Source organism: Flavobacterium piscinae (assembly GCF_004122145.1).
In the GTDB taxonomy this organism is placed as follows: domain Bacteria; phylum Bacteroidota; class Bacteroidia; order Flavobacteriales; family Flavobacteriaceae; genus Flavobacterium; species Flavobacterium piscinae.
In genome coordinates this window covers 57382-72591 of the sequence record NZ_SBKQ01000005.1, presented here as the reverse complement: position 1 = coordinate 72591, position 15210 = coordinate 57382, and the positions used below count along the sequence as shown (strand labels likewise).

Sequence of the window (15210 nt, the reverse complement as noted above, 5' to 3'; positions counted from 1 at the left end):
AATCCGCGTTCCATTAAAAAATATTTTAGGCTCACCGCAAATTCGCAAATTGACACCTTACCAAATTGGCTCATTGCCACATTGCTGAATAGCCACATTAAATTCATACCTTTGCCAAAAAAAGTCCATGCTCACCCTCGGCGTTTACCATACCCTTAAAATCGACAGAAGCACGCAAGTGGGATTATTCCTTACCAACGGCACTGATGATGTACTCTTACCCCTAAAATATGTACCCAAAACCTTTGAAATAGGCGATGAGCTTACAGTTTTTGTGTATCTTGACCACGAAGAACGTCCGGTGGCTACCACCTTAAAACCCTATATTACATTGGACGATTTTGCCTTTTTACGGGTGAATTACACCAATAAATTTGGAGCTTTTTTAGATTGGGGATTGGAAAAAGACCTCTTTGTACCCTTTAAAGAGCAAGCTCGAGAAATGGAACAAGGCAAACGCTATTTGGTTCATTTGTATTTGGATAAGAAAACCAATCGATTGGTGGCTTCCAGCAAATTAAATCAGTTTTTGAACCTGGAAACCGCTTCGTTTCAAATTGGAGAAGAAGTACATTTGATTATTTCCCACGTGACAGATATGGGTATAAACGTCATCATCAACGGTACTCATAAAGGATTGGTGTATAAAAATGAAGTATATATAGATAAAATACGACCGGGAGACAAAACCAAAGGGTACATTAAGTTAATAAGACCCGATGGTAAGATTGATGTCACGTTTACCAAAGTAGGAGTAGAAAGTATTGAAGAAAATGCTCAATTTGTTTTGGACGAACTCAAAGCCAGCCGTGGTTTCCTTCGTTTGACAGATAACAGCCACCCGGAAGAAATTAAAACGGTGCTAAAAATGAGTAAAAAAGCGTTTAAAAAAGCGATTGGGACATTATACCGCCAGAAGTTGATTGAGATTAAAGAAGATGGGGTTTATTTGGTGAAGTAGGGTTGAGAGGTTTCAAGTTTCAGGTTTCAGGTTTCAGGTTTGCGTCATTGTTAGAAATTTTAATTTTTTTTCTCACAGAACACAAAGAAATCTCAATAAAAGCTAACTTCCACTGTTTAAAAATTTCGCGAAATCCGATAACGAACAACAGTCAACAGACAACTGTACATCAACTATTCCTTCTCGTTCAGCTCAAACGGATAGTCGCCAAAAAGAGCTGCCAACTTCATGGCTTGGTAGGTTTTGCGAGTGTATTTGTTAGACAAGGCAATAATGGCAATCGTGTCGTTTTTCAAAGTAGTATAGGAAGAGGTATTACCATGCCACCAGCCGTTGTGGTAATGCAATGTTTGTCCGGTTTCCCATTCGCGAAGGCGAATCCCTAATCCGTAATTTTTTATTCCCTTTTTCTCGTAACTATAACCTTTGAGGGCTTCTTCCCATAAATCTTTACGCAGAAATTCAGAGGAATAGGTAGCTAAGTCAAACTTAACCAAATCGCGTGGAGTAGAATAAATATTTTTATCTCCGTATAAAGCGTCAAACTGATCCCAACCATGATTGACATAATTGGATTTATACGATTGACTTACCTCGTTTTTTTGGTTGATAAAATCAAATACAAATGTGTCCTTCATGCCCAGCGGGGTAAAAATTTGTTCTTGCATGGCTTCGGCATAGGTTTTCCCTGTGACTTTTTCAATGACAAGAGCTAATATTACGTAATTGGTGTTGCAATAATTGAATTTGGTATCGTTTTTTGCGAGTAAAGCAAATTTGTACCGCTTTAAATAGTCCAATACATCTGCATTGGTTAAGGTTTTGCGAGCGTTCCATTTTTTTACACTTTCACTGAAGCGTGAATAATGCGGTAGTCCACTGCGGTGGTTCAAAAGTGTTTTGACTGTAGTGTTTTGATAAGGAAAATCCGGGAGGTAAGTTTGTACCTTCTCATTCAAATCGATTTTATTCTCTTGCACTAATCTTAAAACTAAAGTGGCAGTCATTACTTTGCTTACTGATGCCAAATGTAAAGCCGTTGTTTTTGATACCGGTGTTTTGGTAGCATAATTGGCATAGCCTTGATAGTCTTCAAAAATGATTTTACCGTTTTTGGTTACCAAGAGGGCTCCGCTAAAATCGGATAGTCCGATTTTTGTATTGTAGTATTCACCAATTATTTTGGATTTTTCTAATTTATACTCCTCTGATACAGGATGTAATTCCATTGAAAACGGTAGGGTGATGAGTGAAGAATCAATTGGTTTGATTTCTTTTTCAGGAACATAATGTGCCAATAGAGGGGATTCTTCTTTTTTCTGACAAGAAAAAGAAAGGAATATCACAAAAATTGCTACAGCAATTGTATGTTTAGACATGTGTTAAAAGGGTGTTCAGTTTATTGGAAAAAACAAAACTAAACTTTTTAAACTTAAAATTTTCTAAATTATTTCAATTTTAGGATTAATTTTCAACAGGTAATTAACAAAAGCCTCTTTGTCTTCCGGAGAAATATAGATGTCGTCAAACTTATTGTAGTAAATATACAATCCATTCATCCCCAATGCGGGTTTTAGAAAACTTTCATTGATCCATCCTTTTTGGTGTTTGATTTTCCGAATGGTATCTATAGCAATTTTACCTCTGATGGGTCCATTGGAATAAAAAAGGCAGTTGGTCGTAAAAGTATATTTTGTGTCTACCAGCATCCATACAAAAATTCCGCCTAACGCATACATAACAAAACTTCCGATTAAAACAGCTAACTGTTCTTTATTTTGCCACCATGCAAAAGTTCCCAAGCAAAACATAAATGTTGCCATGACAACCAGCACTATACCGGTAAACATTGAAATGGACGATTTAAAAGTAACCATTTATTACAATTGCAATCTTTTTTTTGTAGTGGTCAATAAAGCATCTTGATGCACTAATACGGAAATGGATTTTAATTTAAGGTAGGCAACACTCATATAAACATACCCTTCATTACCCAAGTTTTCAGTCCCCCATGAATTTTTGACCTTATAATAGCTGTTTCCTTTTTGGTCTTTTACTTTACCAACTATATGCATTAAGTGATCGTCTTGGGTTGTAAGGTTTTCAAATTCCTGCTGACGGTATTCAGGCGTAATGGTTTTTTCCGGTTTTATTTCGGTAAGAATGGTTTTGTTATCGGCTTCATCAGCAGGAACGACGGCAATACCATATTTTCCGGAAAAATAAGGTTCACTTACATCGCAATCCAAGGATAATGTAAAACCTTTGTCTAAGGCGTTATCAATGTTTTGAACCAATTCTTCCAACGGTAAATTATAGAAACTTCCGTTTGAAAAGTTATCGGGAATGTTGAGAATAAAAGATTTGTAATACGGTTGATGAGTGAATGAAGTTAAAGATACATAGCTGTCGGGATTAATCGTGGTGTAGGCTAAAAAAGATACGGGGGTATATTTTTTTCCTTCATACATAAAATCGGTTGGGTTTTTACCTAAGTATACATCTAAAACGGCTTGTATGGATGCTTTCCATTTAGGGGATAACTTTTTTCCCGGGTTATCTATAAATACGTTTAACATGCCGCTTAAAAGTGCTTGCATTTCGGCATGGTTATGTTTTTCCTCCATGCCGTTTAATCCGGTGTATGCCGTATTTGGAACCAAACCGTATTCTTTAATGCTATTGATAACATCATGAGCTAACCCACCTTCGCTAAATTGAGCTTTTCCTTGCCTCATGACGTAGTTTTCTGCTTTTTTAGGATAGGTATTTCGAACAGTATACATTTCGGATAAATCGATGCTTTTACCGGTAAGCCTTGTAATTTCTGCTTCTAAAAAAGAAGTAGTAGAAAAGGACCAACATGTTACGGTTATCCCCTGCGAGATAATTGGTGTACACGGAATTTCCTTTATAGTTTGAAACGAATAGGACTGAGATACTCCGTTCAAAGTACAGATTAAGCCAATAAATAAACAAATTCTTTTCATCTTATTCAACCACAATAATTTCTAATTGAGCCATAAAGTCCTTTGCTTCTTTCGATTTTATGTCGCCAATAAATATAATTTGTAAAAAATTATTCTGACTGCGAAGTGTGGTAGATTCAAAATTCATACCGTTAACGGTGGCAGTAGTTTGAATAGTTTCGGAAGCGTTTTTGAATTTGATGCTTTTTTCAACCGGTTTTTCGGGGAAAGTACCCATTAACGCATTTAACTTTTCAAAACCTTCTTGATTTACTTCTTTTAAAAGGTTTGTTAGTTTTTCTTTTTCTAAGGTTTGGATGTATTCCAATGGATAAATACTTTCATAAGCCAAAATGACTAAACCGTTTTCCTCGGTTAAATAATTTTTTTTATCAATGGTTATTTCATCTTTTTTAAGAGAGGTTTTGCTTTCCATTGCTTCTTCAGAGAGATTCATCACAAAAACAGATGGGTTCTCAGTTTGACCTGAAACAGTTAAATAAACAAAGAACGCAATCAGGGAAATAAAAATGTTTTTCATAAATATTAAGAGGTGTATGGGTTAATAGTTTTTTTATTATTCAATTAATTTCTTCAAATATAAACACTTTTATGAATTTGGGGTAGTGATAAACTTTTAATACTAAGTTAATTAAAGTATAATACTAATATTTCAGAGACAAATTTCTTTAATTCAAAATTTAAAAGTACTATTTTTACGCTAAAAATAGGAGAATATGTCAAAAATAAATTGGAAAATCGCAAAAGATTTTGAAGATATAACTTATAAGAAGTGCAATGGCGTAGCCCGAATTGCCTTTAACAGACCGGAGGTTCGTAACGCATTCCGCCCCAAAACAACAGCCGAATTGTATCAGGCTTTTTACGATGCTCAGGAAGATACCTCCATTGGGGTAGTGTTACTTTCTGCAGAAGGACCATCACCCAAAGACGGCGTGTATTCCTTTTGTAGTGGAGGTGATCAACGAGCAAGAGGACATCAAGGCTATGTTGGTGAAGATGGTATGCACCGATTAAATATTTTAGAAGTACAACGATTGATTCGTTTTATGCCGAAAGCTGTAATTGCCGTGGTTCCCGGATGGGCAGTGGGTGGTGGACACAGTTTGCATGTGGTATGCGACTTAACGTTGGCCAGCAAAGAACACGCTATTTTCAAACAAACCGATGCTGATGTAACAAGTTTTGACGGAGGATACGGTTCTGCATATCTAGCCAAAATGGTAGGACAAAAAAAGGCACGTGAAATTTTCTTTTTGGGAAGAAATTATTCTGCCCAAGAGGCGTTTGAAATGGGCATGGTGAATGCCGTGATTCCGCATGATGAATTGGAGACAACAGCCTATGAGTGGGCACAGGAGATTTTAGCAAAATCACCAACGTCTATCAAAATGCTCAAGTTTGCAATGAACTTGACGGATGACGGTATGGTGGGGCAACAAGTATTTGCCGGCGAAGCCACTCGGTTAGCTTATATGACGGAAGAGGCAAAAGAGGGCAGAAACGCCTTTTTGGAAAAAAGAAAGCCTAACTTTGAGAAAAAATGGATTCCTTAATCATCAACTAACACTATCACTTTGGAAGAATTTACAAATTCAACGGTTTCATTTGATGCGTTGCCAAAAGTTGAATCCGTTTCGTTTCAACCCTTAAACAAAAATTATTTAAATGTGGTATACCTCAGCAATGCTATTTTTTCGGTGGTATTGGCTGTAGGACTCACTTTTTTTATCCTTTTTAATGATTTTGTTCGTGAAAACGTGATTATTTGGATAGCTCTTTTGGTAGGAACAATTGCTCTTCAATTTTGGCTTTCAACAGTAAGTTTCAGAAAAAAAGGATACGCTCTCCGGGAAAAAGATATTTTGTTCCGAAAAGGGATTTTATCAACCACTACGACTGTGATACCTTTTAACCGAATTCAACACGTGGCTTTACACGAAGGAGTTTTTTCACGCATGTATCAATTGACCGAATTACAAGTGTATACCGCCGGAGGAAGCAGTAGTGATTTACATATTCCGGGTTTACCAAAAGAAGAGGCGGAACGCATAAAATCGTTTTTACTTAACAAAATTACGGTATTGGAAAATGTTTCTTCGGTAATTGAAGAATCAATTGTTTCAGAAGGAGTGAAAGAGGAGATACAAGCAGCAATTCATATGATAGAGGAAAACCCTTCTGATTCCGAAAACGAAATTCAACCCTAGCCGTATGTACGATTTTAGTCAACCCCAACGGCAATCTATCAAAGGAATTGCCATTATGTTTGCCGATACGTTGCAAGGCATCATTCGCGGATTATGGGCACCGATTTTACTGATAATCTATAAGTTCGATTGGAGTAAAATGTATTTTTTAATTTTTGGTTTCTTCCTTTTACTGCTGTTAATTGGGGTAGTTGCGTATTTAAAATACATGAATTTTACTTTCTTTTTGAATGAAGAAAAGCAGGAATTTGTGATTCAAAAAGGGGTAATCACTAAGAACAACATCACGATTCAATTGGATAAAATTCAGCAAGTTAACATCAATCAGTCCGTTGTACAAAAACTGGTGGGTGTTTTCAGTGTCGATATTGATACCGCCGGCAGCAATAAAAAAGAAGCAAGCATTCGAGCGGTTGACAATGCGGTTGCATTACATTTAAAAAACAAATTGCTTTCTTATGAAACTAATGCAGCACAAACTTCTGCCCATGAGACGAGTTCGGAATCGGAAAAACCCTTTTTAAAAATTAGCTTTCTAACGTTGTTAAAAGTAGGTGTTACTTCCAATTACGGGCGAAGTATTGCCTTGTTGATCGGTTTTATCGGAACGCTTTACGGTGGTTTTCAAGATGTTGTGAATTCCTTTGAGGTAAATGAGGAGGAAGTCAATGGCTTAGTAGATCAAGGGTTGAGTTATTTTTCGTTATCGTTTTTTTTGATGGGGGTTTTGGTTTTGGTACTTTTCATAAATCTTGTCCGAACGGTAGTGAAATATTTTGATTATCAAATGGTTATACAACGCAAAGCCTTAGCGATAACACATGGATTATTTGCTAAAAAAAATACCTTACTAAAACCATCCAAAGTTCAAATCACTGCGTTTAGTCAGAATTTTTTTCAGCGAAAACTTAATTTATTTGATTTGCGACTGAAACAAGCTTCTTCCACCGATGAAGCAGAATCAGAAGGTAAAAACAACAACGACATTGAAGTGCCCGGTTGTAGTTCTTCAGAAAAGGAAGCAATAGTGCAAATGATATTAGATAAACTCCCAATCAATAAAGAAATTCTGACGCCCAACTATCGCTATCTCATTAAAGCAATTGTACTGGGAATTGTTCTTCCGTGTACTTTGTTTACGGTTCTGGGTTTGTTTGTGTTTGAAGCAATTCAGGATTATTTTCCAATTATGATTGGTTACGTCATGTTGGTTGGTGTTATTGTTTTTTTTAAATTTAGGAATTACCGTCTATTACTCAGCCTTGATTTTATCACATTGAAAGGAAATGCATGGGATGTACAACATCAGTTGATAGAACCATTTAAAATACAAGGGATTACCACGAAGCAATATTTTTGGCATAAACGTTCCGATGTGGTGCATTTGACTTTTCATACGGCTGCCGGTGATTTGTCGTTTAAATTTGCTAATTATTCCGCTTTAAAACCCTGGATCAATTATTGGTTGTATGAAGTTGAACGAAGCAATCGAAATTGGATGTAAATTGTTAAAATTAGCTTACTTTTGTATAATAAATTTAAAGAATAATGAAGCATTGGATTGAAGCTGCTCGGGTTAGAACACTCCCTCTTTCGGTATCCGGAATTTTAGTGGGAAGTTTTTACGCATTATCTAAACCAACAGAAAGTGTGCTCACGCCAACACAAGTATTCAGTTGGAAGATTTTCGGTTTGTTGATGTTAACCACCATTGGTTTGCAAGTGTTATCTAATTTTGCTAATGATTATGGTGATGGTATAAAAGGAACCGATAACAACGACCGTATTGGTCCGAAACGAGCGTTGCAAAGTGGTGTGATTTCACCTGCTGCGATGAAACGAGCGATTGTGATTACCGCTTTTTTAACCTTTTTGTCGGCCGTTTTATTAATTTACACAGCTTTTGGTTTAGAATACCTCTATTATTCCATTTTCTTTTTACTGTTAGGAATTATTGCTATTGCTTCTGCCATACGTTACACGGTTGGCAAAAGTGCTTATGGTTACAAAGGATATGGAGATGTTTTTGTTTTTGTTTTCTTTGGATTAGTGAGTACTTATGGTTCTTATTTTATGTTTTCAAAAGTAATCGATTGGTATTTATTGCTACCCGCCATCGCCATCGGATTTTTGAGTGTAGGTGTTTTAAATTTGAATAACATGCGAGATGAAGTTTCGGATAAAAAAGCCGGAAAAAACACGATTGTTGTAAAAATAGGCGGAGAAAAAGCTAAGCAATACCATTATTTTTTGCTGATTACAGCAATGATTTTGTTATTAGTATTTGGTATTTTGCAACAGTTTGCCATTGATCAGTACATTTATCTCATTGTTTTTCTCCCTATAATAAGTCATTTACTTCGAGTTAGCAGAACACAAAATCCGGCAGATTTAGACCCGGAGTTAAAACGATTGGCCATTAGTACTTTTATGGTTTCTTTACTGCTTTCGTTGTGTTTGATTTATTTTATCTCAGATATTATTGTTTAATTAAAAAATACAGCTATGAAAATTACATTTTACGGTCATGCTTCACTTGGCATAGAGGTGAGCGGAATGCACATTTTAGTAGATCCTTTTATTTCAGGAAATCCCAAAGCAGCTCATATAGATATTCATTCCTTGCAAGCTGATTTTATTTTGTTAACACATGCTCATCAAGACCATATTTTGGATGTTGAAGCCATTGCAAAACGAACCAATGCCGTAATAGTTTCCAATTGGGAAATTGCCACGTATTATGGAAACAAAGGCTTTCAGAGTCACCCCATGAATCATGGAGGAAGTTGGCAGTTTGATTTTGGGAAAGTAAAATATGTCAACGCCATTCATTCCAGTTCATTTCCCGATGGCACCTATGGAGGTAATCCCGGCGGATTTGTGATTGAAAGCGAACATAAAAACATTTATATTTCAGGCGATACGGCATTAACCTTGGATATGAAGTTAATTCCGCTTCGCACGAAGTTGGATTTAGCGATTTTTCCCATTGGAAGTAATTTTACTATGGATGTAGAAGATGCCATCACAGCCGCAGATTTTGTGGAATGTGATAAGGTGTTAGGGGTTCACTATGATACGTTCGGATACATTGAAATTGACCACGCTGAAGCGATCAAAAAATTCTTTAACAGCGGAAAAGACCTTATGTTATTAGAAATTGGCGATTTAATTGAGCTGTAATCAGTGAAAGCCACGTATCAAAAATATATTTTAAATTTTAAAAGACCTTCCGGTACTTCCAGAGGCGTTTTGACCCAAAAAGAAACTTGGTTTATCATCTTAGAAAAGGACGGTAAAAAAGGAATAGGTGAGTGCGGTATTTTGCGAACATTGAGCATTGACGACCGACCGGATTATGAAGAAAAACTGAAGTGGGTATGCGAACATATTCATTTGGGTATTGATGAACTTTGGGAACGTTTAACGGAATTTCCTTCTATTCAATTTGGGCTTGAAACGGCTTTTCTTTCGCTGGAAAGTAAAAATCCGTTTGAATTATTTCCTTCTGCATTTACTTCCGGACAAAAAGATATGGAAATAAATGGTCTGGTTTGGATGGGAGAAGAATCATATATGAAAGCCCAAATTGAAGAAAAATTAGCTCAAGGTTTTCGCTGTGTAAAATTGAAAATAGGTGCAATAAATTTTGAAAAGGAATTGGGTTTATTGCGATTTATTAGACAACATTTTGATGCGAATTCCGTTGAAATAAGAGTAGATGCCAATGGGGCTTTTAATCCTAAAGAAGCTTTAAAAAGACTTAATCAATTAGCTGAATATCAAATACATAGTATTGAACAGCCCATTGCTCAAAATCAGTCTGATAAAATGATGGAATTATGTCTAAAAACACCGATTCCTATTGCGTTAGATGAAGAATTGATTGGCGTTTTTTCAATTGAAAAAAAGCGTAAATTACTGGAACGGATTAAACCTCAATACATTATTTTAAAACCGAGTTTAGTAGGAGGATTTACCGGAACTAAGGAATGGATTTCCATTGCCGATGATTTTCAAATCGGTTGGTGGATTACTTCTGCGTTGGAAAGTAATATTGGATTGAATGCAATTTCACAATGGACTTTCACCTTACAGAATCCTTTGCCTCAAGGCTTGGGTACAGGTGGCCTTTATTCAAATAATTTTAATTGTCCGTTAACTATTATTAACGGAAGTATACAGTATGATCCATCAGTTAGTTGGAACACAAGAGCAATTAATTTTTAGTCATGTATTTTTTTAATGACAAATTGGCTTGTTGTCGAACTTTATTTCTAAAAAAGGGAGTCCAACCTAAAAGATAACCTTTCCATCCCAAGGCCATTCCACTCCAAAACCAAAAATTAAACGAATCGTTATGACTGATGATAAGACCATCTTTAAATTTGAATTTTGCTTGAATTATGTTTTTAACTTTCCGATTGGTTTGGCTGAACGTATAGGTAGCAATCCACTTGGCTTTACCACTTTTTTTTGTAACTTTAATATTTGAAAATTCAATAGTTAGATTTCCGTTGCTTTTCTCAATAAGCATTCTCCACATCGTACAAACTTCTTGATAATTTAAATTTCCGAATGCCGGATCTTTGAATGTAACTTTGGGGTGATAACAGCTAATCATATTATCCGCATCAAGCTTGCTAAATGAGTCGTAAAATTTTAAAATTAGATTATGGGAGGTATGCATCTTTCCAGTCTTTTGTTGTAATGGCAGTAATTTTGTTTTCGTCGTTAATTGTAACTTGGAGTTCTTTAGTTTTATATTTTTTTTCGTAATCGCATTTGTATCGGAAAAGAGTGGTTTGGTTTTCATCAAACCGAAGCACTTCAACTAATTGCATATCATTAAATTGACCAAATACTCGGAGGATGTTTTGGCAAGTCATGGAAATCTTTTCTTTGTTAATTTTTTTCAAGACTTCCTCAGTTGCTTCTTCTTTAGTAAAGGGTTTAAAAAAGGAGGTGTTACAAGTCATCAAAACGCGTTTGCCTAACTCATAAGCTCGATTTTTTTTTATTGAACTAACTTCACTTAAGGGAAGCTTTATAAATTCAGGTTTGTTTCCAGCTGTGGCAGAAGTAGATGAAGTTTTGCCCGATTTACAGCTTATTAAAAACGTTAAACAGCAAATTAAGGCGACTTTTTTCATTTTAAATTTTTAAAAGCAAAGCGGGGTTAGGACAATTGTTTTTGTACTTATTCAACTCTTTTTCACTGCACACACCCGGATAATCACCATAAAACCCTTCAAGATCTTTGATGATTTGAAAATGTAAATGAGGGGCATAATCACCATTTACATTTGCATCGCCTAATTGTGCAATTTCATCACCCTTTTTGAATGATTGATTAATTTTTAGCAAAGCTATACTTTCTAACGAAAGATGACCGTATAGCGTATAAAATTCACAATTATTTAACGTATGCTTCAGAATGATAGTAGGACCATAGTCGCCAAGTGCTGCATTATTTTGAAAGCTGTGAATAACACCATCTAAAGCGGCTAAAACCGGAGTTCCTGCTTTTACCCACAAATCTAAGCCAATGTGAATATTGCGTTCTTCTGTTTTGGTATTATTGAAAATTGTACTTCGTTGGTATAAATTTCTTTTTTCTAAATAACCACCATAGGCTACTCTTGCTTCTTTTTGATTTAAATAATCTTCCAAAAAAGCCTCATAATCCAAAGAAGTTACTAATTTTCTATTTAATAAAGTTTTTGAGTGAACCGATAAATCAAGAGGGACATACTGCTTGTAAGGCAATTTTTTATCAATAACATAACAGTCTTCTTGACTGAAAAGAAGTTCTTCAAAGGAATTCATAGATGGATTTTTATTTATTGAGCTTTTAAAGCAAATTTACCACCTAAATAGGCCATTGGTAGATAGGCTAAAATTAAATCGGTTACATTAAACCACATGGGAGCCGGAATCATCATTATATTGGCAATTCCACCCAAAAGGAAAAAAAAACCTATTCCATAGGAAAATTTCATCTTGCGATTTGTGGCCATTTTAGCTGCTACAAAAGCTCCCACTAATGTTCCCAAGGCATGGGCTAAGAAAGGAAAAATAAAATTGACAGGTTTAAATAAATGAATGGATGCTTTGAGACCTTCTGTCGTGGTTATGTCTGCTCCTTCAGGCGGTGGAATGATTGAACTGCTAATTAAAATTAGACACATGTTGACAATACTGCCAATCACAATTCCTAGTACAACTGCCAAAATATTTTTTAGAATTGGGTTCATAATTTATTAGTTTATTGGTTATTGTTCAAATTTATTAAAAAAAAGTTAAGCATATACACTTAACTATACTATACATTACCACATCAAAAGAATAAAAAGGGCTTATTTTTTTTAGATTAAGTATAGAAGAGTAACTGTTATTATACACTTGCCTAAATTTTGATGTGAATTATGAATTGTATAGTTTTTATAATCTGTAAATTTTAATTTCTTAATTTTTATGAACTATTTTTATAAATATCAAAAAAACTATAATTATGAAAATACAAACGCCTTTTTTTGTTCAATCAATTGTTTTCATGTGCATCTCAGTTATGACGGTAGGGACAACTCTTACTGCACAAAATTTATTAAACAATGGAGATTTTGAAACAGGAGGAAGTGGTGTTGGTTTTCTTGTTAATAATTATACATTAATTAACCCATTAAATGGCGTTAGTAATCCCGGTCAATATGCTCGTACAACGAATCCAAACTTAATGAATACTAATTATATTTCTGGTGGAGATCATACCACCGGTACAGGAAATATGTTAGTTTTTGATGGTGCTATTTCGCCGGGCGGTTTCTTTTGGACAACCAGCGATACCGGTGGGGCGATAGGAGGATTTACAGTAGGGACTAGTTATGTGTTCAGCTATTGGATAAAGTCGGTTTCAAACGAGGTTACATCAGATGAATCACGTTCAAATATTGGTGTTTTTTTTGTTGGTGTGAATAATATCAGTCCGGCTGTTCTCAATAAGTTGGCACCCTTACCGGAAGAAGGATGGCAAAAAGTAAGTTATTCGTTTGTTGCTACAGCTCCGGCTATTTTGGTTAGATTACGAACACTTAATGGAGGTGCATTAGGTAACGATTTTGCTGTTGATGATTTTGTTATCGAAGAAGGGTCACTACCTTTAGAGGGGTCAATAGCCACTACAAACCCTAATTGTCCTACTTCCACCGATGGTTCAATTAGTGTAACGGTAACGGGAGGTTCTTTGCCGTATGGAAGTTTTAATTTAACAGGTACTGTAACGCAATCCAATTCAAATGGAATATTTTCTGACCTTCCAACAGGCACATACAGTGTTTCTGTAATCGATAATAATGGAGAGGAATTTACTGTTGAGACCATTGTTTTAGTTGCACCAAATGATTTAGTGATCAGTGAACCGGCAACAATATGTGAAGGAGAATCAACTGAATTATCAGTTAGTGGAGGTGTGGGTTCGTTTACTTGGACGGCAAATCCTGAAGATAGTTCCCTTATCAATCCAAACGCGTCTACGTTAACGGTAAGTCCATTAGTAACCACTACGTATACAGTTATTTCCGGTGAAGAATCGTCGACAACTAATCTTGTTTTTAATGGTGATTTTACCCAAGGTAATGTTGGATTTATAACTGACTACAGTCAAGTTCCTGATCCCAATCCTTTTGGAGTTCAATCCTCCTATGATATAGTTCAGAATCCAAATTCTTGGTTTAGTCCATTTGCTTCGTGTGGGGATCATACCACCGGAGACGGGAATTTAATTGTGTTTGATGGTTCTACCGATCCAACCGGAACTATACGCGTTTGGTGTAATGAAAACCTGATTAATGTTGAACCTAATACAGATTATACTTTTTCCTATTATATTGCTTCTGTAGCTCCTGAAAATCCTGCCATCATGCAAGTACAGATAAATGGTGTAACTTTAACAGAAACATTAGATGCACCTTCAGTAACCTGTCTTTGGACTTTGCATTCCTTTACATGGAATTCCGGAGCTGCCACAACTGCTTCAATTTGTATTTTTAACTTAGAATTTGCTAATAATGGAAATGATTTTGCTTTAGATGATATTTCTCTTGTAGAAACACTTACCTGTGTTTACGAAAAAAGTGTTACCATAACTGTGAATCCTCAGGTTATTCCAGAATTTGATCCCGTTGGACCAATTTGTTCAGGAGATGTTTTAGCGGAATTACCGCTTGTATCATTAAACGGAATAGCCGGAAGTTGGTTCCCGGAGTTGGTGGATAATACAACCACTACTACCTATACATTTACTCCTGATGATCAAACTGCGTGTATATCCAGTCCAACCTTAACGTTTGTAGTATCTCCTCTCATAACCCCGGTTTTTGAATCGGTTAGTCCTATATGTTTGGGTGACGAATTAAATGCATTGCCAACGACATCTCAAAATGGAGTTACAGGATTTTGGACACCGGAACTTAATAATACACAAACTACTACCTATCAGTTTACTCCTGATCCAGGACAATGTGCTATTGGAAATATTGAACTAGTTATTACGGTTAATCCTATTCCACAGTTTACTATTTCGCAAGGATGTGAAGGTTCTGTTTATATGTTAAATTCAATTATTGAATCAGCCGATGCCACAACTTCTTATGCATGGTTTAATTCTTCGTCCGTTCAAATTGGAAACAGTGATTCAATCACTATTTCTTCAGCAGGAATTTACAGATTAATAGTCACGCAAAATGGTTGTAGTGAGGAACAGATGGTAGATGTCTTGAGTACGCTTTGTGTTATACAAAAAGGTATTTCACCCAATCATGATGGACTCAATGACAGTTTTGACCTATCTTCCTACAATGTAACAGAATTACAAATTTTTAACCGCTATGGTGTTTCAGTATACAAAAAAGCCAATTACACTAATGAATGGTTTGGACAATGTAACAAAGGAAATGAATTACCGGATGGCACTTACTATTACGTAATCAACTTTGATGATCTTGAAACAAAAACCGGTTGGATTTATATCAATAAACCTTACTAAAAAATT

At 35.6% G+C, this 15210-nt stretch carries 16 protein-coding genes; 8 read left to right on the top strand and 8 right to left on the bottom strand.

What is annotated here, in order from left to right; all coding sequences use genetic code 11:
• Positions 1 to 127 precede the first annotated feature (127 nt).
• Entirely contained in the window at positions 128 to 961 is an 834-nt protein-coding gene (locus tag EQG68_RS05840; protein ID WP_129463857.1) for a CvfB family protein, read from the top strand.
• A gap of 173 nt (positions 962 to 1134) precedes the next feature.
• Here the strand turns inward: EQG68_RS05840 and EQG68_RS05835 are convergent, their stop codons facing one another.
• The 4 genes from EQG68_RS05835 to EQG68_RS05820 form a co-directional block, all read right to left on the bottom strand.
• Positions 1135 to 2340, bottom strand: coding sequence for a serine hydrolase domain-containing protein (locus tag EQG68_RS05835; RefSeq protein ID WP_129463856.1), 1206 nt, complete (start codon positions 2338 to 2340; stop codon positions 1135 to 1137).
• A gap of 63 nt (positions 2341 to 2403) precedes the next feature.
• Positions 2404 to 2811, bottom strand: a complete 408-nt coding sequence (locus EQG68_RS05830) for a PH domain-containing protein (protein WP_164975395.1) — start codon at positions 2809 to 2811, stop codon at positions 2404 to 2406.
• A gap of 30 nt (positions 2812 to 2841) precedes the next feature.
• Positions 2842 to 3951 (bottom strand): C1 family peptidase, encoded by a 1110-nt coding sequence (locus EQG68_RS05825; RefSeq protein WP_129463854.1) that lies wholly within the window; start codon positions 3949 to 3951, stop codon positions 2842 to 2844.
• Position 3952: 1 nt separating this feature from the next.
• A complete protein-coding gene (locus tag EQG68_RS05820; protein WP_129463853.1) occupies positions 3953 to 4471 on the bottom strand; it encodes a hypothetical protein in 519 nt (172 codons plus the stop codon).
• 196 nt (positions 4472 to 4667) lie between these two features.
• On the opposite strand from EQG68_RS05820, the gene EQG68_RS05815 reads away from it, so the two are divergent.
• From EQG68_RS05815 to EQG68_RS05790, 6 genes are read left to right on the top strand one after another with little or no spacing between them, the layout of a single operon-like run.
• Complete coding sequence (locus EQG68_RS05815) at positions 4668 to 5507, top strand: 1,4-dihydroxy-2-naphthoyl-CoA synthase (RefSeq protein ID WP_129463852.1); 840 nt, start codon at positions 4668 to 4670, stop codon at positions 5505 to 5507.
• A gap of 21 nt (positions 5508 to 5528) precedes the next feature.
• The gene (locus EQG68_RS05810) at positions 5529 to 6161 is read left to right on the top strand and encodes a PH domain-containing protein (protein WP_164975394.1); all 633 of its coding nucleotides are present in this window, start codon (positions 5529 to 5531) and stop codon (positions 6159 to 6161) included.
• Positions 6162 to 6165: 4 nt separating this feature from the next.
• Positions 6166 to 7665, top strand: coding sequence for a PH domain-containing protein (locus EQG68_RS05805; RefSeq protein ID WP_129463850.1), 1500 nt, complete (start codon positions 6166 to 6168; stop codon positions 7663 to 7665).
• Positions 7666 to 7709: 44 nt separating this feature from the next.
• Complete coding sequence (gene menA, locus EQG68_RS05800) at positions 7710 to 8651, top strand: 1,4-dihydroxy-2-naphthoate octaprenyltransferase (RefSeq protein ID WP_129463849.1); 942 nt, start codon at positions 7710 to 7712, stop codon at positions 8649 to 8651.
• A gap of 15 nt (positions 8652 to 8666) precedes the next feature.
• A complete protein-coding gene (locus EQG68_RS05795; RefSeq protein WP_129463848.1) occupies positions 8667 to 9344 on the top strand; it encodes a metal-dependent hydrolase in 678 nt (225 codons plus the stop codon).
• Positions 9345 to 9347: 3 nt separating this feature from the next.
• Positions 9348 to 10391: an o-succinylbenzoate synthase gene (locus EQG68_RS05790; RefSeq protein WP_129463847.1), complete on the top strand. Its 1044-nt coding sequence runs from the start codon at positions 9348 to 9350 to the stop codon at positions 10389 to 10391.
• On the opposite strand, the gene EQG68_RS05785 is transcribed toward EQG68_RS05790, so the two are convergent.
• From EQG68_RS05785 to EQG68_RS05770, 4 genes are read right to left on the bottom strand one after another with little or no spacing between them, the layout of a single operon-like run.
• The gene (locus tag EQG68_RS05785; RefSeq protein ID WP_129463846.1) at positions 10381 to 10851 is read right to left on the bottom strand and encodes a nuclear transport factor 2 family protein; all 471 of its coding nucleotides are present in this window, start codon (positions 10849 to 10851) and stop codon (positions 10381 to 10383) included. The genes EQG68_RS05790 and EQG68_RS05785 overlap by 11 nt on opposite strands.
• Positions 10835 to 11314 carry a hypothetical protein gene (locus tag EQG68_RS05780; RefSeq protein WP_129463845.1) on the bottom strand — a complete coding sequence of 160 codons (480 nt, stop codon included), beginning with the start codon at positions 11312 to 11314 and terminating at the stop codon, positions 10835 to 10837. The genes EQG68_RS05785 and EQG68_RS05780 overlap by 17 nt, the downstream gene beginning before the upstream one ends.
• Position 11315: 1 nt before the next feature.
• A complete protein-coding gene (locus tag EQG68_RS05775; protein WP_129463844.1) occupies positions 11316 to 11990 on the bottom strand; it encodes a peptidoglycan DD-metalloendopeptidase family protein in 675 nt (224 codons plus the stop codon).
• Between the two features lie 14 nt (positions 11991 to 12004).
• The gene (locus EQG68_RS05770; protein ID WP_129463843.1) at positions 12005 to 12418 is read right to left on the bottom strand and encodes a hypothetical protein; all 414 of its coding nucleotides are present in this window, start codon (positions 12416 to 12418) and stop codon (positions 12005 to 12007) included.
• Positions 12419 to 12675: 257 nt separating this feature from the next.
• Between EQG68_RS05770 and EQG68_RS15225 the strand changes: the two genes are divergently transcribed.
• Complete coding sequence (locus tag EQG68_RS15225; RefSeq protein WP_129463842.1) at positions 12676 to 15204, top strand: T9SS type B sorting domain-containing protein; 2529 nt, start codon at positions 12676 to 12678, stop codon at positions 15202 to 15204.
• The last annotated feature ends 6 nt before the right edge of the window (positions 15205 to 15210 follow it).

Bases quoted from the DNA above. Each gene is read 5' to 3' on its own strand.
- EQG68_RS05840 (WP_129463857.1), top strand. From the start codon at position 128: ATGCTCACCCTCGGCGTTTACCATACCCTTAAAATCGACAGAAGCACG.
- EQG68_RS05835 (WP_129463856.1), bottom strand. From the start codon at position 2,340: ATGTCTAAACATACAATTGCTGTAGCAATTTTTGTGATATTCCTTTCT.
- EQG68_RS05830 (WP_164975395.1), bottom strand. From the start codon at position 2,811: ATGTTTACCGGTATAGTGCTGGTTGTCATGGCAACATTTATGTTTTGC.
- EQG68_RS05825 (WP_129463854.1), bottom strand. From the start codon at position 3,951: ATGAAAAGAATTTGTTTATTTATTGGCTTAATCTGTACTTTGAACGGA.
- EQG68_RS05820 (WP_129463853.1), bottom strand. From the start codon at position 4,471: ATGAAAAACATTTTTATTTCCCTGATTGCGTTCTTTGTTTATTTAACT.
- EQG68_RS05815 (WP_129463852.1), top strand. From the start codon at position 4,668: ATGTCAAAAATAAATTGGAAAATCGCAAAAGATTTTGAAGATATAACT.
- EQG68_RS05805 (WP_129463850.1), top strand. From the start codon at position 6,166: ATGTACGATTTTAGTCAACCCCAACGGCAATCTATCAAAGGAATTGCC.
- menA (WP_129463849.1), top strand. From the start codon at position 7,710: ATGAAGCATTGGATTGAAGCTGCTCGGGTTAGAACACTCCCTCTTTCG.
- EQG68_RS05795 (WP_129463848.1), top strand. From the start codon at position 8,667: ATGAAAATTACATTTTACGGTCATGCTTCACTTGGCATAGAGGTGAGC.
- EQG68_RS05785 (WP_129463846.1), bottom strand. From the start codon at position 10,851: ATGCATACCTCCCATAATCTAATTTTAAAATTTTACGACTCATTTAGC.
- EQG68_RS05780 (WP_129463845.1), bottom strand. From the start codon at position 11,314: ATGAAAAAAGTCGCCTTAATTTGCTGTTTAACGTTTTTAATAAGCTGT.
- EQG68_RS05775 (WP_129463844.1), bottom strand. From the start codon at position 11,990: ATGAATTCCTTTGAAGAACTTCTTTTCAGTCAAGAAGACTGTTATGTT.
- EQG68_RS05770 (WP_129463843.1), bottom strand. From the start codon at position 12,418: ATGAACCCAATTCTAAAAAATATTTTGGCAGTTGTACTAGGAATTGTG.
- EQG68_RS15225 (WP_129463842.1), top strand. From the start codon at position 12,676: ATGAAAATACAAACGCCTTTTTTTGTTCAATCAATTGTTTTCATGTGC.